Origin of the sequence: Leclercia sp. UBA2479 (assembly GCF_002341985.1) — a bacterium.
Classification (GTDB): domain Bacteria; phylum Pseudomonadota; class Gammaproteobacteria; order Enterobacterales; family Enterobacteriaceae; genus Enterobacter; species Enterobacter pneumoniae.
Genome location: NZ_DDPB01000009.1, coordinates 822981 through 843389 on the forward strand (window position 1 = coordinate 822981; position 20409 = coordinate 843389).

17 protein-coding genes and 3 tRNA genes are annotated in these 20409 nt (G+C 54.0%); 8 read left to right on the top strand and 12 right to left on the bottom strand.

What is annotated here, in order from left to right; genetic code table 11:
• Positions 1 to 40: 40 nt before the first annotated feature.
• Positions 41 to 952, bottom strand: coding sequence for a DUF808 domain-containing protein (locus tag B3B59_RS13660; protein ID WP_046884929.1), 912 nt, complete (start codon positions 950 to 952; stop codon positions 41 to 43).
• A gap of 178 nt (positions 953 to 1130) precedes the next feature.
• Between B3B59_RS13660 and yedA the strand changes: the two genes are divergently transcribed.
• On the top strand, positions 1131 to 2045 hold the full coding sequence (yedA, locus tag B3B59_RS13665; RefSeq protein WP_233802756.1) for a drug/metabolite exporter YedA: 915 nt from the start codon (positions 1131 to 1133) through the stop codon (positions 2043 to 2045).
• Here yedA and B3B59_RS13670 read toward each other — a convergent pair.
• The 3 genes from B3B59_RS13670 to B3B59_RS13680 are packed head-to-tail and all read right to left on the bottom strand — an operon-like array spanning position 2005 to position 4668.
• A complete protein-coding gene (locus B3B59_RS13670) occupies positions 2005 to 2508 on the bottom strand; it encodes a very short patch repair endonuclease (RefSeq protein ID WP_286809278.1) in 504 nt (167 codons plus the stop codon). The two genes, yedA and B3B59_RS13670, sit on opposite strands and share 41 nt — an antisense overlap.
• Positions 2489 to 3922, bottom strand: a complete 1434-nt coding sequence (locus tag B3B59_RS13675) for a DNA cytosine methyltransferase (protein WP_286809280.1) — start codon at positions 3920 to 3922, stop codon at positions 2489 to 2491. The genes B3B59_RS13670 and B3B59_RS13675 overlap by 20 nt, the downstream gene beginning before the upstream one ends.
• A 50-nt stretch (positions 3923 to 3972) precedes the next feature.
• Complete coding sequence (locus B3B59_RS13680) at positions 3973 to 4668, bottom strand: phosphohydrolase (protein ID WP_286809282.1); 696 nt, start codon at positions 4666 to 4668, stop codon at positions 3973 to 3975.
• Between the two features lie 620 nt (positions 4669 to 5288).
• Between B3B59_RS13680 and B3B59_RS13685 the strand changes: the two genes are divergently transcribed.
• The 3 genes from B3B59_RS13685 to dcuR all read left to right on the top strand — a co-directional run bounded on the left by B3B59_RS13685 (position 5289) and on the right by dcuR (position 8817).
• On the top strand, positions 5289 to 6365 hold the full coding sequence (locus B3B59_RS13685) for a porin (protein ID WP_286809283.1): 1077 nt from the start codon (positions 5289 to 5291) through the stop codon (positions 6363 to 6365).
• 131 nt (positions 6366 to 6496) lie between these two features.
• Positions 6497 to 8095, top strand: coding sequence for a sensor histidine kinase (locus tag B3B59_RS13690; protein WP_286809284.1), 1599 nt, complete (start codon positions 6497 to 6499; stop codon positions 8093 to 8095).
• Positions 8092 to 8817, top strand: coding sequence for a two-component system response regulator DcuR (dcuR, locus tag B3B59_RS13695; protein WP_263616090.1), 726 nt, complete (start codon positions 8092 to 8094; stop codon positions 8815 to 8817). The genes B3B59_RS13690 and dcuR overlap by 4 nt, the downstream gene beginning before the upstream one ends.
• A gap of 146 nt (positions 8818 to 8963) precedes the next feature.
• On the opposite strand, the gene B3B59_RS13700 is transcribed toward dcuR, so the two are convergent.
• A tRNA-Ser gene (locus tag B3B59_RS13700) sits at positions 8964 to 9053 on the bottom strand.
• Between the two features lie 93 nt (positions 9054 to 9146).
• Here B3B59_RS13700 and mtfA point away from each other — a divergent pair.
• Together mtfA and B3B59_RS13710 are read left to right on the top strand one after the other, a co-directional pair.
• Positions 9147 to 9944: a DgsA anti-repressor MtfA gene (gene mtfA, locus B3B59_RS13705; protein WP_207292012.1), complete on the top strand. Its 798-nt coding sequence runs from the start codon at positions 9147 to 9149 to the stop codon at positions 9942 to 9944.
• Between the two features lie 100 nt (positions 9945 to 10044).
• Positions 10045 to 10120: transfer RNA gene (locus tag B3B59_RS13710), tRNA-Asn, on the top strand.
• A gap of 61 nt (positions 10121 to 10181) precedes the next feature.
• On the opposite strand, the gene B3B59_RS13715 is transcribed toward B3B59_RS13710, so the two are convergent.
• The 3 genes from B3B59_RS13715 to nac all read right to left on the bottom strand — a co-directional run bounded on the left by B3B59_RS13715 (position 10182) and on the right by nac (position 13471).
• Complete coding sequence (locus B3B59_RS13715) at positions 10182 to 11189, bottom strand: hypothetical protein (RefSeq protein ID WP_286809287.1); 1008 nt, start codon at positions 11187 to 11189, stop codon at positions 10182 to 10184.
• A gap of 317 nt (positions 11190 to 11506) precedes the next feature.
• Positions 11507 to 12457, bottom strand: coding sequence for an HTH-type transcriptional regulator Cbl (gene cbl / locus B3B59_RS13720; RefSeq protein ID WP_040074944.1), 951 nt, complete (start codon positions 12455 to 12457; stop codon positions 11507 to 11509).
• A gap of 96 nt (positions 12458 to 12553) precedes the next feature.
• Positions 12554 to 13471 carry a nitrogen assimilation transcriptional regulator NAC gene (nac, locus tag B3B59_RS13725; RefSeq protein WP_040074943.1) on the bottom strand — a complete coding sequence of 306 codons (918 nt, stop codon included), beginning with the start codon at positions 13469 to 13471 and terminating at the stop codon, positions 12554 to 12556.
• Between the two features lie 322 nt (positions 13472 to 13793).
• On the opposite strand from nac, the gene B3B59_RS13730 reads away from it, so the two are divergent.
• Positions 13794 to 13869: transfer RNA gene (locus tag B3B59_RS13730), tRNA-Asn, on the top strand.
• A 116-nt stretch (positions 13870 to 13985) separates the two neighbouring features.
• On the opposite strand, the gene B3B59_RS13735 is transcribed toward B3B59_RS13730, so the two are convergent.
• The 4 genes from B3B59_RS13735 to B3B59_RS13750 are packed head-to-tail and all read right to left on the bottom strand — an operon-like array spanning position 13986 to position 18736.
• The gene (locus B3B59_RS13735) at positions 13986 to 14513 is read right to left on the bottom strand and encodes a fimbrial protein (RefSeq protein WP_286809289.1); all 528 of its coding nucleotides are present in this window, start codon (positions 14511 to 14513) and stop codon (positions 13986 to 13988) included.
• Between the two features lie 42 nt (positions 14514 to 14555).
• On the bottom strand, positions 14556 to 15509 hold the full coding sequence (locus B3B59_RS13740; protein ID WP_286809291.1) for a fimbrial protein: 954 nt from the start codon (positions 15507 to 15509) through the stop codon (positions 14556 to 14558).
• Positions 15493 to 18027 carry a fimbria/pilus outer membrane usher protein gene (locus B3B59_RS13745; RefSeq protein WP_286809292.1) on the bottom strand — a complete coding sequence of 845 codons (2535 nt, stop codon included), beginning with the start codon at positions 18025 to 18027 and terminating at the stop codon, positions 15493 to 15495. The genes B3B59_RS13740 and B3B59_RS13745 overlap by 17 nt, the downstream gene beginning before the upstream one ends.
• 34 nt (positions 18028 to 18061) lie before the next feature.
• A complete protein-coding gene (locus B3B59_RS13750) occupies positions 18062 to 18736 on the bottom strand; it encodes a fimbrial biogenesis chaperone (RefSeq protein WP_207292017.1) in 675 nt (224 codons plus the stop codon).
• Between the two features lie 332 nt (positions 18737 to 19068).
• Here B3B59_RS13750 and shiA point away from each other — a divergent pair, with 332 nt between their 5' ends.
• Positions 19069 to 20379 (top strand): shikimate transporter, encoded by a 1311-nt coding sequence (gene shiA / locus B3B59_RS13755; protein ID WP_286809294.1) that lies wholly within the window; start codon positions 19069 to 19071, stop codon positions 20377 to 20379.
• The last annotated feature ends 30 nt before the right edge of the window (positions 20380 to 20409 follow it).

Here is a 20409-nt window from a genome sequence, read left to right on the forward strand (position 1 = left end):
GTTTCAATTTAGTCGAGGAATGGCGTTTCTGCGCTCTTTTTTAGTGCGCGCTACCTCGCATTTTGCCAATGCCCTTTACCAGCGCAACGACAACCGCCCCGATAATGAAGCCCAGCACCAGGTTTAATAACGTCGGCAGGATGGCCGCCATCACGGTACCCTGCGCCTCGGCAAAATGGAGAATGGCATGATGCAGCGGCGCGATGCCATGAACAACGATGCCGCCCCCAACCAAAAACATGGCCAGCGTGCCGATGACTGAGAGCGATTTCATCAGCCAGGGCGCAATGAACAGCAGAGCTTTTCCGAGCCACTGCGCCAGCGCTGCGCGTCTCTCTGCCAGCCAGTAGCCCATATCATCAAGTTTAACGATGATACCAACCAGACCATAGACGCCAATCGTTACCAGTACGGCGATACCAGAGAGCACCAGCACCTGATTCAGCAGCGGCGCGTCGGCAACAATACCCAGCGTAATCGCCACGATCTCGGCCGAGAGAATAAAATCGGTGCGCACCGCCCCTTTCACTTTATCGCGCTCAAAGGCCTTGGGGTCGGCGGCGGCCAGCGCTTCCAGACGCTGCTGACGCGCCGCCGGGCTCTCTTTCTCTTTACGTGACTCGAAGGTATGCAGCACTTTCTCTACCCCTTCGAAGCAGAGAAACGCGCCACCAATCATCAGCAGAGGGGTAATAGCCCAGGGAATAAAGGCACTGATCAGCAGTGCCAGCGGTACCAGAATCACCTTATTGAGAAGGGAACCCTTCGCCACGCTCCACACTACCGGCAGTTCACGATTGGCGCGCACCCCGGTGACCTGCTGCGCATTTAACGAGAGGTCGTCCCCCAGAACCCCGGCCGTCTTTTTCGCGGCCAGTTTACCCATCACGGAGATATCATCCAGCAAGGTGGCTATGTCATCCAGTAAAGTTAATAAGCTACTTCCTGCCACAATGAACATCCTTCTTTTATTGTTAAAAACCTAAATAGTATGGAGTAAAACCGGCAAGCCTGAAACCACCACGCCTCGTCAACAAATAATTCACATCACCTACACAATTAAAGCGCTCGCCAGCGTGATAGTTTTAACGTTAACTATACGCGACCTTTTTATTTCGCCGTGAGGGAGTATGCGTATCAGGCACTTGTTACCGCTTATTGGCGCGCTATTTGCGCTTTATATCATCTGGGGTTCCACCTATTTCGTGATCCGTATTGGCGTAGAGAGCTGGCCGCCACTGCTGATGGCCGGGGTTCGCTTCCTCTCGGCGGGTCTCTTGTTACTGGCCTTCTTATTTCTGCGTGGACACAGACTGCCGCCGCGCCGCCAGCTGCTGAATGCGGCCTTGATTGGCGTGCTATTGCTGGCGGTGGGCAACGGATTTGTCACCGTGGCGGAACACCAAAATGTGCCGTCGGGCATTGCCGCTGTGGTGGTGGCGACCGTACCGCTCTTTACGCTCTGTTTCAGCCGGCTGTTTGGCATCAAAACGCGCAAGCTGGAGTGGCTGGGAATTGGCATCGGGCTGGCGGGCATTATTCTGCTGAACAGCGGCGGTAACCTGAGCGGTAATCCCTGGGGGGCGCTGCTGATTCTGATCGGTTCCATGAGCTGGGCATTCGGCTCGGTCTATGGCTCCCGTGTCGAACTCCCGTCCGGCATGATGGCCGGTGCAATCGAGATGGTGACGGCGGGGATAGTATTGCTTGTCGCGTCTCTGCTTTCCGGGGAGAAACTGACAGCCCTCCCCGACCTGTCGGGCTTCCTGGCGGTGGGATATCTCGCTATCTTCGGTTCAGTGATAGCGATTAATGCTTATATGTTCCTGATCCGCAATGTCTCCCCCGCCGTGGCAACCAGCTATGCCTACGTAAACCCGGTGGTCGCAGTGCTGTTGGGAACCGGACTTGGCGGCGAAACGCTCTCCTCCGTTGAGTGGATAGCGTTGGGCATTATCCTTATGGCCGTAGTGCTGGTCACGCTGGGTAAATACCTGATCCCCGCTAAGCCGGTGGTTGCGCCGTGTCCGGCGGAAAAACCCTGAGCGGGCGAATGCCCTGAGTGTCGATCTGCGCGTTTGTCCCTTCTGCGCAGATCCACTCTTCCAGCCGCGCGTTAAGAGCGGCATCGGTTAACTTCATTTTGCCCCGCAGCGCACATTCCCACACCACGAGTACCCGCCAGCCTTGCTGGTCGAGCAATCCCAAATCGCGTCTGTCACGCGTCACGTTCTTACCAATTTTCTCCAGCCAGAAGTCGGTGCGCGTTGCCGGGACTTTAAACAGATAGCAGTCGTGGTGATGCCAGAAACAGCCGTGCGTAAAGATTACGCAGCGCCACTCATCCAGCACAAAATCGGGTCGACCGGGTAGCGAACTGTCCTGCACGCGGAAAGCAAATCCCGCCTGCGTGAGAAGCCCGGCCAGCCGCTTTTCGATTGCGGTATCACGCGTGCCAATGGCACGCATGTTTTTACTGCGGGTCGCCTTATTGTGGACATCCGTCATTGACGGCCTCATGAGTGCGATGTTGTGCCGCCTGCAATATGCGTGATTTTAAAAGCCTGGCCACAGCGGCAAAGGCAGGCACCACCACCGAATTTCCGAATTGCCGGTAGGCCTGGGTATCCGAAACCGGGATCCGGAAGCGGTAACCCTGCGGCGTTTCAAACCCCATCAGGCGCGCGCATTCGCGTGGCGTAAGGCGACGCGGACGATGACGCTGATTGTCAGGATCGTCAAAATCTTTCTCACCCAGGGCTTTATCCCAGCCCCGGTCAATCAGGATTTCGGCGCCGTCTTTGTAGTAACGCGCAGAGAGGGTGCGCGCCACGCTATGGGGGTTGGTGGGATCTACCATGCCAAATCCAAAACCATTCCCTTTCGCCTGATGTTTTTTCGCATAGCGATACAGGTACTTCCACAGGACCGGGGTAAGAATAAATTTGGCATCGACGACCGGCTCTAGCAGCTCGGCAATGGTCGGACGATGTTGCGGATAATGCGCGGGCAAGTCACGCAGGGTAAAGTCGCCACGCAGGTTGAGATCGCGCCGGAACCCCACCAGCACGATGCGCTCACGGTGCTGCGGCAGAAAATGTTTGCCATCGATAATTTTCGGATCGTCCGGGCCGCTCTCATCGGCATCTGAGACGTCATAACCCAGCTCATCGAGGGTTTGCATAATGATGCGGAAGGTCTTGCCGCCATCATGGCTTTTCAGATTTTTGACGTTCTCCAGCACAAAGATGGCCGGCCGGCGTGCGTCAATAATGCGCGCCACATCGAAAAACAGCGTGCCCTGAGTATCGCAAGCAAAACCGTGTGCCCGACCGAGCGCATTCTTTTTTGATACCCCGGCAAGGGAAAAGGGCTGGCATGGAAAGCCGGCCAGCAGCACATCATGCTGGGGGATCACGCTGCGAATATGGTCCGCGGCCTCCTGGTCCGTTACCCCTTCGTGATGGCTCAGGGTTACCTCACGAATATCCTCGTTAAAGGTGTGCGCATCAGGATCGCAATACCAGTTGGCTTTATAGGTGCGTACCGCATGTTTGTTCCATTCGCTGGTAAAGACGCACTGCCCACCAATGGCCTCAAAGCCGTGGCGAATACCGCCGATACCGGCGAAGAGATCGATAAAGCGGAAGGCCGGTCGGCTCTGCGTAGCTGGGGGACGAGGCAACAGACTGTGTAAAAAAGTAAATTCGCGATCGCTCAGGCGCTGCCCTGCCCGGTCGCTGATCAACAGGCGTTTAACAATAGCCGGGCTCCAGTGCCCCTCTCCCTGACCATTCAGAAGCGTTGCCAGGGTTCTGGCATCATAAATGTCCAGCAGCTGGCGTAACAGCGTCTGAACGGACGCGGTGGATTTTTCTGCCAGCAAAAAGGCGGAGTTCGTCAATGATAAATTTTCCTGCATACATTTAACCAGGCCTGGGAGAGAGCTGAAGAGATTACCACATAACCGCCTTACAGCGTTGCGCGGAAACGCTGTAGCACCGTCTCGTCAACCCCGAGGCAATCGCCGGCTAACTCAGCACTCAGTTTGGCCATAAACTGGATTAAAAAATCGGCATTATGGCGCGCCAGCGCTTGTCCGGCGGCAGTTTGCATGGTTTCGGGCAGGCGTAACAGCTTTGTCTGGAAATGGTCCAGGGCGTATGCCCGGTCATTCAACGCTCGGCGATCGGCGAAAGGGTCCTCGGCATCAAAAAGTGGCACGCCCAGGGCACCGGAAACGGCAAACACCCGCGCCAGGCCGATCGCCCCTAATGCCTCTAGCCGGTCAGCATCCTGAACGATTTTCGCCTCCAGCGTCCGGGGCGTAATGGCTGCGCTAAAGCTGTGCGCTTCGATCGCATGCTGAACCGCCGGATAGTGCGTGCCGGGAAAATCTGCAAAATAGTCGCGCAGAATGTCCAGCGTGCGTTCGGCTGCCAATACTGACGAGCGGCTACGCTGCGGGTGGTTTTTGGGAAGGCTCACGATGTCATGAAAATAACAGGCGGTAAGAATGACCAGCGGCTCGACCGGCTGGTTAGCCATCAGCCGCTGGGCAGTATGCCAGACGCGGCGAAAATGGGAGATATCGTGTGCTGCATCATCGCTGGCGTGATGTTCCGCCAGCCACTGTTCAAAATGTTGCTGCCACTGGGCAAGTTCCATAGCCGTTTCCACAAGACTGAAACGGGTACATTAGCAATTAATCAACGCGCTGACACGTTCATCAAAGCGTTGCCACAGGCGATGCTGTCGCAATTTGCAAAGTCGGGTTTTCAGACCTTTTCGCATGACCGCCTGGGTACACCGCGGCGCCAGCCGTTACTTTTTGGGTTAATTTCATAAAATATTCCTAAAAGTTAATTTTATTCTGGCGATCGATTTTAAATAAGTAAACACTATGCAATTATTATCCCGTTTATGCTTTTTATCGTTTAGCGCTCTCATGCCATTCATTCCTATCCGTTATGCCCAATAGCCACATTGGGCTTTTTTTTCCACTTCACCCCCTTTTCGCCCCATAAGCGATCCAAAACCATCATCAGTAACAATCAAATTAACCAACACATAACTAGCTGATATCTAAATCAATAGATGTCATTTATCTTCTTTTTCGCTTGAATAGATAAATAATATAAAACACTCCTCATTAATATTTTGAAATACTTTTAACCTTTCGAATGAGATATTTTCAAAAGATCGCAATTGCGTCATGAAATAGTATTATTCCGCACCCGGAGTGGGTCGCAATTATTCATATAAACAATATATAAAGGATATATATAATGAAAAGAAAAGTTCTGGCAGTTCTGGTCCCCGTTTTATTATCCGCTGGCGCTGCCAATGCAGCAGAAATCTACAATAAAGACGGTAATAAATTTAACCTGTATGGAAAAATGGTTGGGAAACGCATCTGGAGCGAGGCCGACAGCAGCAACAGCAGCAACGCCGATGACTCCTATGCCCGTTTCGGCATCAAGGGTGAGACCGAAATTACCGATCAACTGACCGGTTTCGGTCAATTCGAATACAACCTGGAAGCCAGCAAGCCGGAAGGCGCACAGGATGAAAGCACGCGTCTTTCCTTCGCGGGTCTGAAATTCGGTGATTTTGGCTCCTTCGATTACGGCCGTAACTATGGCGTGGCTTATGACGCAGCGGCTTACACCGATATGCTGGTTGAATGGGGCGGCGACGCCTGGTCAGCAACCGACAACTTCATGACCGGCCGTACGACCGGCGTGGCCACCTACCGTAACAACGATTTCTTCGGCGCGGTTGAAGGCCTGAATTTCGCCCTCCAGTATCAGGGCAACAACCACGACAAAAACCTGCGTAAAGGTAACGGCGATGGCTACAGCACGTCCCTGAGCTATGAAATTGATGGCTTCAGCTTTGTGGGTGTCTATGGCAAATCAGATCGTACTGATACTCAGGCTTCAGACGGCTACGGCGACAACGCTGAAGTGTGGTCTCTGGCGGCAAAATATGATGCAAATAATCTTTATGCCGCGGTAATGTACGGCGAAACCCGTAACATGTCCTGGGCTGGTAGCGACATTGGCTTTGCCAATAAAACCCAGAACGTTGAAGCTGTGGTCCAGTATCAATTCGACTTTGGCCTGCGTCCATCCCTGGGTTATGTCTACTCCAAAGGCAAGGATTTGGGTGCGAAAGAGGGTGAAAAAGGGACTAATGCAGATCGTCTTAACTATGTCGAACTGGGTACCTGGTATTACTTCAACAAGAACATGAACGTCTACGCTGCTTACAAATTCAACCTGCTGGACGACCGGGATACCGCCATCACTGGCGCCGACAATGGCGACCAGATAGCGCTGGGTATCGTTTACCAGTTCTAAGGATCTCTTCCCCCTATTCAGGCCCGCCACGTTGCGGGCTTTTTTCTTTCCTGCCCCACCAGCTTAACCTGGCTTTAACAATCGTGCGGCATCGGCGATAATAGCGCTTTTCTGCCCTTTCCGGAGTTTCAATGCGCGATCTGCCCCACGTGACTACCCCGCACAAGCGCCCAATGAAACTGACGACCCTGGTGACTCTGATGGTGTACTCCGTGACGGGCTCCATTCTGTTGGTCATTTTTGCTCTCTACTTTGCGCAGATCACCAAAGCGACACGCGAAGGGGTTAAAGAGACGGCGCTGGCGGTGGCGAGGACGCTGGCCGACAGTCCTGACGTGGTGCAAGGGTTAGAGCACCCTCCTCAGAGCAACCTGATTCAGCCAATCGCCCTGGCGGTAATGCAGCGCAACAATTTGTTGTTTGCCGTCGTCACGGATATGCGCGGAATACGTTATTCCCATCCCAACCCCTCGTTGCTCGGAAAAGCCTTTATCGGGGAGGACCTGCGCCCTGCCCTGCAGGCAAAAGAGAATGTCGCCATCAACCACGGCGTGCTCGACGAGGCGCTACGGGTTTTCACGCCCGTTTATAACGCCAGCCGCCAGCAGATTGGCGTGGTGTCAGTAGGTATTTCGCTGGAAAAAGTGGAGCAACAAATCAGCCGTAACCGCTGGGATGCCATCTGGCTGGTATTGTTCAGCGCCCTTCTGGGTGCGCTGGCTGCCTGGGGGTTGGCCAGAATGCTCAAACGCGTACTCTTTGGCCTTGAGCCCTGGGAGATTTCCGCGCTCTTTGAGCAGCGTCAGGCTATGTTGCAATCACTGCGTGAAGGGGTTATTGCGGTCGATCAACAGGGGCAGATTACGATGGTCAATCTCGCCGCGCGCCAGATTCTTGCCGACGATCCCCTTAATACGCCGTTACTGGCTACGCTGCGTGAAGTCTCCCGCAGCGGACAGGCGCGTGAGGATCAGGAGATCAACTGCAACGGTCGTCTGTTACTCTGCAATACCTTGCCCATCAGGGCGCATAATCAGCAGGCTGGCGCGATTACCACCTTCCGCGATAAGACCGAAATCAGCCAACTGATGCAGCGTATGGATGGTCTGGTGAGCTACCTCGATGCCCTGCGTACCCATTCTCATGAGTTTATGAATAAGCTGCATGTGATACTCGGCCTGCTGCATATGAAACGCTATGACAAACTGGAGACGTACATACTGCAAACCGCGCAAAATTATCAGCTCGATGTGGGCGCGATTCAGCGGACTATCCAGTCTCCGGTGGTAGCGGGTTTTCTGTTGGGCAAAATTACCCGCGCGAAAGAGGCGGGCTTTACCTTAACCCTGGCTGATGAGTGCCGGGTACCAGACAACCCTAATGAAGAGCAAACCGCCGTCCTGGTTACCGTCCTGGGTAACCTGATAGAAAACGCCCTGGATGCGATGGCAGCGCAGCCGGCGGGAGAAGTCAGCCTGCTGCTCCATTACCAGAACGGCATACTGAGTGGCGAAGTGAGTGACGACGGGCCGGGCATTCCGGCGCAGAACCTCTCAGCAATCTTTGATAAAGGCTTCTCGACCAAAGGTGAACACCGGGGCGTGGGGTTGTATCTTGCGCGCCAGCAACTTGAAAAGCTGGGGGGCGAATTGAGCGTGGAATCAGAGCCAGGCGTGTTTACACAATTTTTTGTGCAAATCCCCTGGGACAGTGAAAGGAATAGCGCGTGATAAATGTTTTGATCGTCGATGACGATGCCATGGTGGCCGACCTGAACCAGATGTATGTGAACCGTGTCGAAGGATTCCACTGTAGCGGTATCGCCTCTACCCTGACGCAGGCCAGGAGGATAATCAGTGACAACACCTCGCCGATAGATCTTATTCTGCTCGACGTCTATATGCAGCAGGAGAGCGGCCTGGATCTGCTACCGGTAATACGCGCCTCTGGCCGTTCAATTGCAGTCATTATGATCTCATCGGCATCCGATGCTGCCACCGTTCAGACCTCGCTGCACTATGGCGTGGTCGATTACCTGATTAAACCCTTTCATTTTCCGCGTTTTGAAGAGGCACTCACCGGCTGGCGAGCTAAGAAACAGGCTATGGACGCGCATCAGCATTATGAGCAGGCGGACGTGGATAAGCTCCTGCATGGCAGTACCGCCGAATTTATGGAGAACAAACGGCTGCCGAAAGGGTTAACGCCCCAGACACTACGTACGCTCTGTTTGTGGATCGATGCCAATCCAGGCATGGAATTTTCAACCGATGACCTGGCCAATGCGGTCAAAATTTCGCGGGTGTCATGCCGTAAATATCTGATATGGCTTGCGCAGATTAATCTGCTTTTTACCCGTATTCACTACGGTGCCACCGGGCGTCCGGTCTATCGCTATCGACTGCGACCCGAGCAGGAGGCGCGGCTGAAACAGTTCTGCGAGCCGGGTTAAGAATCGACGCAACAAGACAATAGCATCGCTGAAACATCCTGATTTAGCTCACAGATATCGTGACGAAGCGGTAAAGGAATGTTACTTAACGCGATCAGAGTGATAAGGTACGCAACGCAGGAAGAGGTCGACAGCCTGAAAAGATGTGGCGGAGAGAGGGGGATTTGAACCCCCGGTAGAGTTGCCCCTACTCTAGTTTTCGAGACTAGTCCGTTCAGCCGCTCCGGCATCTCTCCGTTTTGATGGTTGCCATGATGCCAGGTAATTTGGCATTTTAACAGTCCATAACCGTTCAATTTTGTTCAAGTGACGAGTTTGCGAGCAAAGCGATGATTAAGTGGCCCTGGAAATCTAATGAATCCGCGCGTAACACGGCATTCCCCTGGGAAGAAGCGCTGGCGATCCCGGTGTTGGCCTGGCTTCCGGACGAGGATAAACATCAACTCGCTCAGCTGGCAGAACGTTTTTTACAGCAAAAACGCCTGGTTGCGCTGCAAGGTTTTGAGCTTGATGAACAGAAGAGTGCGCGTATCGCCCTGCTCTTCTGCTTACCCGTGCTTAAACTCGGTATTGAGTGGCTGGATGGTTTCCACGAAGTGCTGATCTACCCTGCCCCCTTCGTCGTCGATGACGAGTGGGAAGATGACATCGGGCTGGTGCACAATCAACGCATGGTGCAATCTGGCCAGAGCTGGCAACAGGGGCCCATTATCCTGAACTGGCTCGATATTCAGGACTCCTTCGACGCCTCCGGATTTAACCTTATCGTGCATGAGGTGGCGCATAAGCTCGACACCCGCAATGGCGATCGCGCCAGCGGTGTGCCCTTTATCCCGCTGCGGGAAGTCGCAGGCTGGGAGCACGATCTCCATGCGGCCATGAACAATATTCAGGATGAGATCGATCTGGTGGGGGAGAGTGCAGCGAGCATAGATGCTTACGCCGCAACCGATCCGGCGGAGTGTTTCGCCGTGCTGTCCGAATACTTCTTCAGCGCCCCTGAACTGTTCGCCCCTCGCTTCCCGTCGCTCTGGCAACGGTTCTGCCATTTTTATCAGCAAGATCCCCTGCAGGGAATTCGTAATAACGAAGCGCGTGATGGCGATACAGGCGTTCAGGTACATTAAATCAGCGGTTTGTGGCTTAATTAATCAGTTGATTCAGTGCGTTAAATTTAGTGTTGACACAAAATAGCGAGGCCATTAACATGCGCCTCGTTCACACGATTCCTCTGTAGTTCAGTCGGTAGAACGGCGGACTGTTAATCCGTATGTCACTGGTTCGAGTCCAGTCAGAGGAGCCAAATTTGAAAAGCCTGCTTTTAAGCAGGCTTTTTGCTTTTCTGCGTCCGGGGCGCATTTTTGCTATTTTCCACCGTGCTCCGGGGCGTCACGGTTGAGCACCTCACCGCAGAGGCGCATTTCTGGCGGCTCTGCAGGGGTGATAACGCCAATTCGCACTGGCAACGCATCCGCTTGCTGGCACGCTTTTTTCAGCTGTTGCCACGCCTCTGCCTCCGACTCCATGTCACTTATCAGGGTATCAAACGCCCCTTCAACGACCTCAATCTTGACAGGCTGATCGTCATGAGGTTCGCTGGGTTCGCGCTCCCCTTCCCCGGTAAGGGTACTCTCCAGCTCGCTGAGCCTGCTGGTTAAGATCGCCAGGTTGTTTTCTGCCGCGTTCGGTGAATAGAAAAATAACCCGCTAATAAATAACGCTTCCATCACTTCGAAGAAGGCAAAGGTCGTGTCGCCGTAAACGTAGAGGCCTCGTTCGCTGCGCCGCACTCCCGAGATCTGTTCATTGAGCAGTTCCTCTTTCTGCGAAACCGTGAGCGTCTGCTTGTTGTAGAGAATAACCGGCAAGTTTTTAATTTCGTGGATATTCTCACTCAGACTCCAGCGCTCCTTCTCGCCCTGGATAAAACCAGACGCATCGCAGACGCTTTCAATATCAAATTCATCTGTGGAGAAGCGCTCGCGATTAAAATAGTCGCTCACGTCCTCGCTCTCCTCCATGCCTTCCCGCACCCAGCAGCGATAGACTGAACTTCGGCGATCAATGCCAATCCACTCCAGATCCACGGTGCCAGGGCTCGAGGGTTTTCTTGCCTCGTCAATCCATGCGCCGACATCTCTGTCGAGATAGGCGCCAAGCAGGTCTTTCCAGGGCTCAATCGCCACGAAGATATTGGCGAGGGTTGTCCCTGCTTCAATGATGACGGGATGGCGAAAAAATCTGAGGAGGAACCAGGGATCGGTAGCGGCAGTGGTGTTCTGTATTGCCAGCAAGGGCAACGCTGTTGTCTCATCGTAATGTGAGCGGAAACGCAGTACCGAATCGGTACAAAAAATTAATTCACCGTCCATCTTGTCTCTGGCTCCTGATGTTGTGTTGCAGCCCTGCAAATCAAACCACTCATCAAAACTGTCCGTCGTTTTGATCGCCCATACGGGATCTCCTGAACATAGAACACAAGCCTTACAGGTGTAAAGCTACAGGAGAGAGTGTGCCGGGCTGACAGATAAAAAGGTATCGGCCTTTACAGGATGTGCGAGTGAGGCTTCGCCATAAGCCTGATGGGGATGAAACCTACACTTTTGCGTGCGACCATTGTCGCAACGCGCGCCAGTGCGGGCGTAAAAAAACCTGCGCAAGGCAGGCTTTTGTCGCGGGTGCGCAGGTTCTAAATCTGATAATCAAGCGCCACCTCTTCCGGCTCCATGGCCTGGCGCTTAATTTCATCCACCGACAGGCCGGCGTTACAGAGTTCTATGAAACGCCAGACGTAGTTACGCTGCAGTTGGCCGCGCTTCAGACCAAGCCAGACCGTATTGGCATCGAAAAGGTGGCGTGTATCAAGGCGCACCAGATTACCCGGCTCGCTCTCAGTGCCGGACTGCTCGGCCACCAGCCCGATTCCCAGGCCCAGCTCAACGTAGGTACGAATCACGTCGGAGTCCTGGGCACTGAGCACAATGTCTGGCGTTAACCCTTTACGATGAAAGGCTTCATCGATGCGCGAACGCCCGGTAATACCCTGCCGATAGGTAATCAACGGCCATTTATTGATCTCTTCCAGCGTAAGTGGGTTTATCTGCGTCAGGGGGTGATCGGTCGGCAGGAGGAGCGTGTGATGCCAGCGGAACCAGGGAAAAGCCACCAGCTGCGGATCATTGCTTAAACGCTCGCTGGCGATACCGATATCCGCCCCACCATTTTGCAGCAGAACGTCTATCTCCTGGGGTGTCCCCTGGATCAGCTCCAGGCGCACCTGCGGAAACAGCTCGCGGAAAGCCTTAATCACCGGCGGCAGACTGTAACGTGCCTGGGTATGGGTGGTGGCGATAGTCAGCACCCCGGAGGCATCGTTGGTAAAGAGGTCGGCCAGACGGCGAACGTTACTGGCTTCGTTGAGAATACGCTCTGCGATGGTCAGCAGCGCTTTTCCCGGTTCGGTCATCCCCAGCAGGCGCTTACCGCGGCGGATGAAAATCTCGATACCCAGCTCCTCTTCCAGCTCACGGATATGGCGACTGACGCCGGACTGAGAGGTATAAAGCATATTGGCGACCTCGGTCAGGTTGTAATCCCGACGGGCCGCCTCGCGAATAATTTTAAGTTGCTGGAAGTTCACTGTTCGCTCCGGGACATCTGACATGGCTCTATTGTTAGAGCCTGCCTACCACGAGAACAAATAATAAAAACCCGCATCTTATGCTTTTATGGAATATTAACTCACCAGCTGCAGTTCTCTATTCTCCAGCGATGGACGACTCACCAGCGACATCAGGATCTCTTTAACTGCCTGAGCCTGAGGTGACAACGAACCGCGGGCAGAGACATTAAGCGAGAGCGGCAAACTCATCGAAGGCGTAGTAATACGGGCCATCCAGCCGTTCGCTGCACTGCAGAGAGAACGCGCGGCAGATTCAGGCAGAACCGTCACGCCCATACCGCTGGCGATCGCCGCAGTCAGGGTCGAGATAGAGTCGATTTCACCGATGATTTTCGCCGTCAGGCGGCGCAGGGAAAAGGCCTCATCGACCCGCAGGCGTACGGCGCTGTAATCACGGGGCAGGAAGAGGTTCATCTCTGCGACGGCCGTAAGATCGACGCTCTGCCCTGGGCAATCGCGCGTTCCTACCAGGAAAAGATCTTCTTTTAGTAACGGCTGGCTGGTGATACCTGCCACCGGCGAACGATCGTAGAGCACGGCCATATCCAGCTGGCCGCTCAGTAATTTATCGTTCAGGACGGAGCCGCTGTTCTCATGCAGATAAACCAGTACTTCTGGCAGTTCGGCGCGAACGGCCTGCAGCAGCGGCATGGTCACAGAGGAGGCCGCCGTTCCGGGCGCCAGGCCAATTGAAACCTGTCCGGTTAGCGTCTGCCCGACGTTGCATACCGCCAGCTGTGCCTGTTCGCACTGACGCAGAATAGTACGTGCATGGGTATAAAGGATCTTTCCGGCTTCCGTTGGCGTGACGCCGCGCTTGGTACGGATTAACAGCTGCTGATCCATTTCGCCTTCCAGAGTAGCAACCTGTTGGCTCAACGCGGGCTGCGCAATATGCAGCACTTCTGCGGCCTGAGTCAGGCTACCGATGTCGACGATTTTTACGAAGTATTTCAGTCGTCTTAAGTTCATTTTGCCCCCTGTACGAAATGCGTTGCCGGTTCCGGCGCGAATTGTTGTAGAGGGTTTTGCAAGATGCTTGCCAGTTTTGGAGAGGAGGTCGGATATGTTCGCTAAGCGCCTGAAAATAAGAGATTCCAATTGTTAGCCGTCAAAAGAGAAGCGTAACAGTGGTTTCTGATCTGCCCCATTAGGGGTATGAGTGCACCAAATCTGTGCAATCCGTTGGCAAAATCAGCACTTTGTTGATTTTGTCAGCAAACGATACACAAGGCGGTTTTCCCCCTTTGACAAGCGCATCGGACGCCGCTAATATTCGCCCCGTTCACACGATTCCTCTGTAGTTCAGTCGGTAGAACGGCGGACTGTTAATCCGTATGTCACTGGTTCGAGTCCAGTCAGAGGAGCCAAATTTTAAGAAACCGCTCAGGGAAACCTGAGCGGTTTTTTTACGTTTGCCCTTAAGGGTTCGGGCAGAGTCCGCATGGCCTTCTGCCCTGGCCCGACTAAGACAACGCGTCCTGATTTACTGGTATTCAAACGCGGCCACAATGACCGACGAGACATCGCCGGGCATCACCGAACCCGCTTTTGACAGCACGCGTGCCTGCAGTTTAAACGTCGTACTGCCCTCGCTGACGGCACCAATCAGTGAGCTGTTATTGCTCAAAATGGTGTCGGTCGTCTGCTGCGATAACTCGACAGCGGTGTTGGCTGCCGCATTAGCGGCACTGTTTGCCCACAGGGTGCTGTCGCCAGAATCAGGTGTGCCAGTAAAGGTCACCTTCACGTTGGTGGTACTTGCCGGGCAGCCCGCCACGGGGAGATCGAAGGTTTTTAACGTGGTACCTGCGCCCGCTGTTGCCAGGCTGGACGCCTGAATAGCTTGCCCTAAGTCCACATTCAGCGCACTTGAACCTCCATTAATTGTTGTACACGGTGAAGCAATCACTTTTCCTGTTACGTTAATATTAACGTTATCTGCCGCATAGATATTTCCCGCAAACAGCATGGCCGAAACGGAACCCGCCACATAACATAAATATTTTTTCATTATTAGCCTGCCTTGGCATCGGTATTTAGAGATTACATTGGATTATTGATATGTCAGCGTGAGCGTAGCTGAACTATTGGCTTCGCCGACGGAAACACGGTTTTTTGTTTGATAATAACGCGCAGTAATAGGAAATGTTTCGCTCCCGCCGCTGGAGTGTTTTAATGCAAGTGTGCTGTTAATAATAAGTGGTTTCCCATCATATAATAACTGTACTCCAACGCCTTGCGCTGTATTTGCCCTCCCTTGATTATTCAGTGCCAGTACGCTGGCGTCACTTACATCTGGATTTTGCGTGCCATTTAATGTCACGTTGATATTTGCATTTCTGTCGCAATTCAGCCCGAGATTTTGGGTGCTGGTTTTCGCTGCAATAAAACCGACCGTTGTACCGAATTCTGAATTCAATACATTCCCGACAGGAAATGTTAACTGGGGCGTCGTGACAGAACAGGCGACCTGTGCAACATAGCCCCCCATCAGATTAATGGTCACCGGCGTGATACCGGAAACGGTCCAGGTGCCTAACTGTGCTACCGTAAATGATCCCGGTTGGATATCCCCTGTTTTATATAACCGATATCTTACCCACGGCATATTCACCGTAGCGTTGCCCGTTTGGTCTGTTGACGCCGGGTTGTCTAATTTTCCCCAGCCCAAATCAACCTCTATGGCGACGCCTGGAATATTGGTGGCATAGGCGTGAGCAATAGAAGTGGGTATCCCGCCAAGATAGGTCATCTTGTAATAGTTGGTATTGTCGCCGGTACAACTCAGTAATGTCGCCCCCTCACCGGAAGAGCTGGAGTATATTACCGACCCCACCGGCGCATCCCGCTGCACAATAACCCCGCTGGGTGTGAACCCAAGAGTTTGTGGCTCCATGCCGCTGGCAAAATTACAGGTTGCGCAGGCCGGCTCGCTGACGCCAAAGATTATCACCAGCATAAAAAACCTGAGGGCGTTATTTAACCCAATTTTATTTGCAATGTTCATTGCTTAGCACCACTCCTGATTCTGCATCCTGCTGATGAAGGGTAAAGTTCACCCGGCACTGCTCATTCTTTTCCTTGCCCCATTGCGCCAGGAGATCACCGTTAACGGGTAGCCCGGTTAAATAGACTTGCCCCGCGTCTCCCACGATGAATCCCGCCCCGTTTTGCTCGCCGCTCAGGGTGACCGTCGTGCCAAAAGGCACAGGCCGACCATCGGTTTGGGTCAGCGTCATCAGGACGCGATTACCGACGTTGGCGATATATTGCGCGCGCACGATGGCGCCTCGCGTGGGGATCACGGTCTGCGTGGTTAACTGCAGATCAACGTCATCGGATAAGGTCGCCGGATCCAGGGAAAGGGTATTTTTACGATACGGGGAGATATTGCTGACTACGGTATAGCCGCGATAGTCGGTCTTCACGCCGGACTGACCGGTCACGCCGACGCCGGATGCGCCTGGCGCTTTGACCAGCGCCAGCGTTTCGCCGAAAGGCTGTGCCAGGGTAATGCCGTCGGCATGCGCCAGAATGCCGCCGTTCAGGCCATAGTTCATCCGCTGGCGGGTTTCGTCATAGCTATAACCGCCGATGACTTCGCCATAGGTCCCGTGGTAATCGGCGCTGACATTACCCAAATGCCCTGCACCGTCATTCCCATAGCCTTGCTGCAGGCTCCAGCTCAGCGCATCCCCCTGCATGGCTGTGCCACTCAACCCCAGCGAATGGGTGGTCTCCCCCTGTTTACTGGTATTCAGGCCGTAATTGGCCCAGGTATGGCTCAGGAACCGGTCGAGCGGAATACTGACATTCACCGCAAAAATCTGGTCTTTCGGGTAGGTTTTCCCTTCGTTGCCGCCCCCCGCGCTGGCGTTGTTGCTGTAGGTGTAATTGATCCCCCATGAGATACCCTGCCAGGCGTTGTTATAGCTCAGGCTGTACGAGCTCATGGTCTTGCTGGCGTTCCAGTAATCCTCCCGGATTGCGCTGCCGCTAAGAGAGCCATAAGCGGGTCCCAGCGTCTGGCTTAGCGTCAGCTCGGCCCGGCTGCGGCGACGATCCTGCAGGGTATTATCGTCACTCCAGGAGTCCAGCACCTCCTGCATACCGTAATAACCTGCCGTGGAGTAGCGGTAGCTGGTGGCAGAGAAGGTGGTTCCGGTATCGGTAAAATTCTTACTGAAGCGTATGCGCCAGGCTTGTCCCTTCGACGAGCTCGCCCCTTTCGGGCTTGACCAGGCCTGGGTCACATCGACAGATAACGCACCCATTCCGCCCATATTTTTACCGACGCCCAGAGCGTAAGCCTGGTACGGAGTGGATTGCTGCACGCCGCCGTACAAGGTAAATCCCTGAGGCAGACCATAAATAGCAGTGCCAAGAAGGAGGTTTTTTTTATCCACATTGCTGTCGCTGGGGCGATAGTGACCGCACGTCAGGCTGTACTTCAGCCGCCCTTCCCGCTGCAACACGGGAACCGACGCAAAAGGCACAACAAAATCCTGTTCGCTCCCGTCCGACTCTTTTACGGCGACATTGAGATCGCCCGCGCCACCGGTTGGGTACATGTCGGTAATTTCAAACGCGCCCGGCGCAACATAGGTCTGATAAATAACGTAACCATTCTGTCGCACAATGACTTGCGCATTGGTACGCGCAATACCGCGCACCACCGGCGCATAGCCTTTCAGACTATCGGGCAGCATATCGTCGTCGGAAGCCAGCTGGCCGCCGCGAAAGGGCAGGCTATCAAAGACGTCGGAAGGCGAGGTGCTGTCACCGAGGGTCATCTGGCTTTTTAAGAGCACGATGTTGCGCTGGGCATAGGTATAGGCCGAATCCCACCGCGCCTTACCGTCAGAATCACGATTCCAGGTGGTGTAATTACGCAGGCGCCACGGCCCGATATTGATCCCCGGACGCAGGTTGGCGTACTGGCTGTTGCTGTTACCAGAGGTACGGTTTCTGCTCCAGCTATTATCGCCGCTGAGACTGTAGTTCAGTAAAAGGGCATTAATCCCCTCATCCCACATCTCCGGCGCAACATAGCCCCGGGCCTGCGAGGTTAATGCCGCCTGAGGCAGGGTTAACAACAGCTTTTGTGAACCGAAGATAAAATCAGCCGACGCCTCGGGGATCGCGGCTAAATTAACGCATCCGTGGCCTTCATCGAGCCGGGGGTAAAGCCCAGTTTTTACGCCATAGCTTTGCAGCAACCCTTCCGACAGGCAGGGCTGCAGGCTGTGATCCCCTTGTGCATTTTCTACGCGGACAAATTCAATCTCGCGGGTATCTACCGTTTGATCGTTGAGTACGACCTCCACGCGATATTTACCTGGCGCCTGAGCACCGGCCTCAAATTGTGAAAGATCGACCCCTTTCATTGAAGGGTTGTCCACTTCCAGTAATGCCGGATTAAAATACTCTTCCGCGCTGGCATTCTGCATGACCGCGGGGAGCGCCAGTGCAATCAGACAGGCGAGACGGGCCCGGGGAAACCAGGGATACATTTTCTTCTGCATAACGCGTAATACCTATTCCCTGGTTTTATATCCGTTAAATAGCGGCGCGATGAATGGCACCCACGCCACCATAGTCATTAATCAATTTGAACGTCACCGGCCCGGTGTTAACGCCCGCGGGTAAGGCAAAAGCGGCCGATGCCCCAGGCGCAACGTAGGTGGGCTCGGGGACATTTTTTCCTGCAACCGTTATCTGATTAAAATTCATATAATAATGAGAGGGGTTGCTGACAAGAATTTGTCCGCCGGCGATTCGCCACACCAGGTCATTGGCGAAGTTTTCCGCCCCTTTATCTCGCAGTCCTACCGGGCGATATATTAATTTGATGCGTGTTTTTATCGCGATCTGCAATGAGTTGGCTTTTTTTTCAGCCGCCGGAATTGCTTTAATGTTAAGCCAGTACATCGACTCTTTATTATCCGGCAGATTTCCCGCCCGCACGATGCGCATCACGTTCTCTTGCCCGCGATCCAGTCGATAAAGCGGTGGCGTAATAATAAAAGGCACCTTCCCGGCGCTTTTATCCGGATTATCTAGCCAGGACTGAATTAAATAGGGCACGTTGTCCGGGTTGGAAACGCTCAGTGCTGCCTCTTTTTTCCCGCCGTCATAAATGACGCGAGTGCCGCCGATATTTACCCCGGCGTTAACCGACGTGATATATAACAGCAGCAACAAAGTTAATAATGCCTTCTGAAGACCTTTCATTAAAAATCCGTTATTTCATGTGGCTGATAACGCTATTCACATCTGCCGTACCCGGCTTATTTATTACTAACATCTATTATTTAATGCTTCGTCATAGGCAACAATCGAGGCGCGGTGTAATTTTATTCGCGTAACATCTTGCTCCTGATGGCGTGCCCGTTCAGGCCTTGGCATGGCCCGGCGGGGCGGTTTTCATCTCCGGACGATTTAATCGTTTTCTCCTGTGCGCAGTCGCGGTAGTCTCATAAGCGTTGCCAATGTTTCGGCGACGGCTATGTGAGTAATCTTTAATCGATACCTATAAAAAGAAATAAGTGACAGACAGGATAACTATGGATTCCACCCTCACCTCCCCTTGCCCCGACCCGGAGGCACCTTCGCTCAATCGCGCCCGCCGGGCAGCCCTCGGCAGCTTCGCTGGTGCCGTCGTCGACTGGTATGATTTTCTGTTATATGGCATCACCGCGGCGCTGGTCTTTAACAGTGAATTCTTTCCGCAGATAGGCCCGGCGATGGGAACGCTCGCCGCCTTTGCTACCTTTGGCGTTGGGTTCCTCTTTCGTCCGCTGGGCGGGATTATCTTCGGCCACTTCGGCGATAAGCTGGGCCGCAAGCGGATGCTGATGCTTACCGTCTGGATGATGGGCATTGCCACGGCGCTGATTGGCTTACTGCCCTCTTTTGCCACGATTGGCTGGTGGGCTCCGGTTCTGCTGGTCACCCTGCGCGCCATTCAGGGCTTTGCCGTAGGCGGCGAATGGGGGGGTGCTGCACTGCTCTCCGTCGAGAGCGCCCCTGCGAGGAAGAAAGCGTTCTACAGCAGCGGCGTACAGGTGGGTTACGGGGTGGGTCTCCTGCTCTCGACCGGCCTGGTTTCGCTGATAAGTGCCCTCACCACCAATGAGCAGTTCCTGAGCTGGGGCTGGCGCATTCCGTTTCTCTTAAGCATCGTGCTGGTGATTGCCGCACTGTGGGTGCGTAACGGGATGGAAGAGTCCGCCGAATTTGAACAGCAGCAAACCACACCGGCTACAAAAGAGCGCTTACCGGTAATGGAGGCCCTGACCCGCCATCCGGGCGCATTCCTGAAAATTATCGGCCTTCGTCTGTGTGAGCTGTTGACGATGTATATCGTCACGGCGTTCGCGCTGAACTACTCCACGCAAAATCTGGGGCTGCCGCGCGAGCTATTTCTCAATATCGGCCTGCTGGTGGGTGGGCTGAGCTGCCTGACTATCCCCTGCTTCGCATGGCTTGCGGATCGCTATGGTCGTCGTCGGGTCTATATCACCGGCGCGCTTATCGGCAGCCTCAGCGCCTTTCCGTTCTTTATGGCTCTGGAAGCGCAGTCCATCTTCTGGATTGTGGTTTTCTCTGTGCTACTGGCGAACGTGGCCCATGACATGGTGGTATGCGTGCAGCAGCCGATGTTCACCGGCATGTTCGGGGCCCGCTATCGTTATAGCGGCGCAGGGGTCGGTTATCAGGTCGCCAGCGTAGTCGGCGGCGGCTTCACCCCCTTTATCGCCGCCGCACTGGTCACCTTCTCCGGTGGCGACTGGCACAGCGTGGCTATCTATCTGCTGGCGGGCTGCCTGATTTCAGCCCTCACCGCCCTGCTGATGAAATCTCCCGCCCCATAATCTCTACAGCGAAGGCGTTCTGCCTTCGCT

Excerpts from the sequence above, each read along its gene's own strand:
- B3B59_RS13670 (WP_286809278.1), bottom strand. The coding sequence starts at position 2,508 with ATGACGGATGTCCACAATAAGGCGACCCGCAGTAAAAACATGCGTGCC.
- yedA (WP_233802756.1), top strand. The coding sequence starts at position 1,131 with ATGCGTATCAGGCACTTGTTACCGCTTATTGGCGCGCTATTTGCGCTT.
- B3B59_RS13715 (WP_286809287.1), bottom strand. The coding sequence starts at position 11,189 with ATGGACGGTGAATTAATTTTTTGTACCGATTCGGTACTGCGTTTCCGC.
- B3B59_RS13680 (WP_286809282.1), bottom strand. The coding sequence starts at position 4,668 with ATGGAACTTGCCCAGTGGCAGCAACATTTTGAACAGTGGCTGGCGGAA.
- B3B59_RS13740 (WP_286809291.1), bottom strand. The coding sequence starts at position 15,509 with ATGAACATTGCAAATAAAATTGGGTTAAATAACGCCCTCAGGTTTTTT.
- B3B59_RS13750 (WP_207292017.1), bottom strand. The coding sequence starts at position 18,736 with ATGAAAGGTCTTCAGAAGGCATTATTAACTTTGTTGCTGCTGTTATAT.
- B3B59_RS13685 (WP_286809283.1), top strand. The coding sequence starts at position 5,289 with ATGAAAAGAAAAGTTCTGGCAGTTCTGGTCCCCGTTTTATTATCCGCT.
- shiA (WP_286809294.1), top strand. The coding sequence starts at position 19,069 with ATGGATTCCACCCTCACCTCCCCTTGCCCCGACCCGGAGGCACCTTCG.
- B3B59_RS13690 (WP_286809284.1), top strand. The coding sequence starts at position 6,497 with ATGCGCGATCTGCCCCACGTGACTACCCCGCACAAGCGCCCAATGAAA.
- B3B59_RS13735 (WP_286809289.1), bottom strand. The coding sequence starts at position 14,513 with ATGAAAAAATATTTATGTTATGTGGCGGGTTCCGTTTCGGCCATGCTG.
- mtfA (WP_207292012.1), top strand. The coding sequence starts at position 9,147 with ATGATTAAGTGGCCCTGGAAATCTAATGAATCCGCGCGTAACACGGCA.
- nac (WP_040074943.1), bottom strand. The coding sequence starts at position 13,471 with ATGAACTTAAGACGACTGAAATACTTCGTAAAAATCGTCGACATCGGT.
- B3B59_RS13675 (WP_286809280.1), bottom strand. The coding sequence starts at position 3,922 with ATGCAGGAAAATTTATCATTGACGAACTCCGCCTTTTTGCTGGCAGAA.
- B3B59_RS13745 (WP_286809292.1), bottom strand. The coding sequence starts at position 18,027 with ATGCAGAAGAAAATGTATCCCTGGTTTCCCCGGGCCCGTCTCGCCTGT.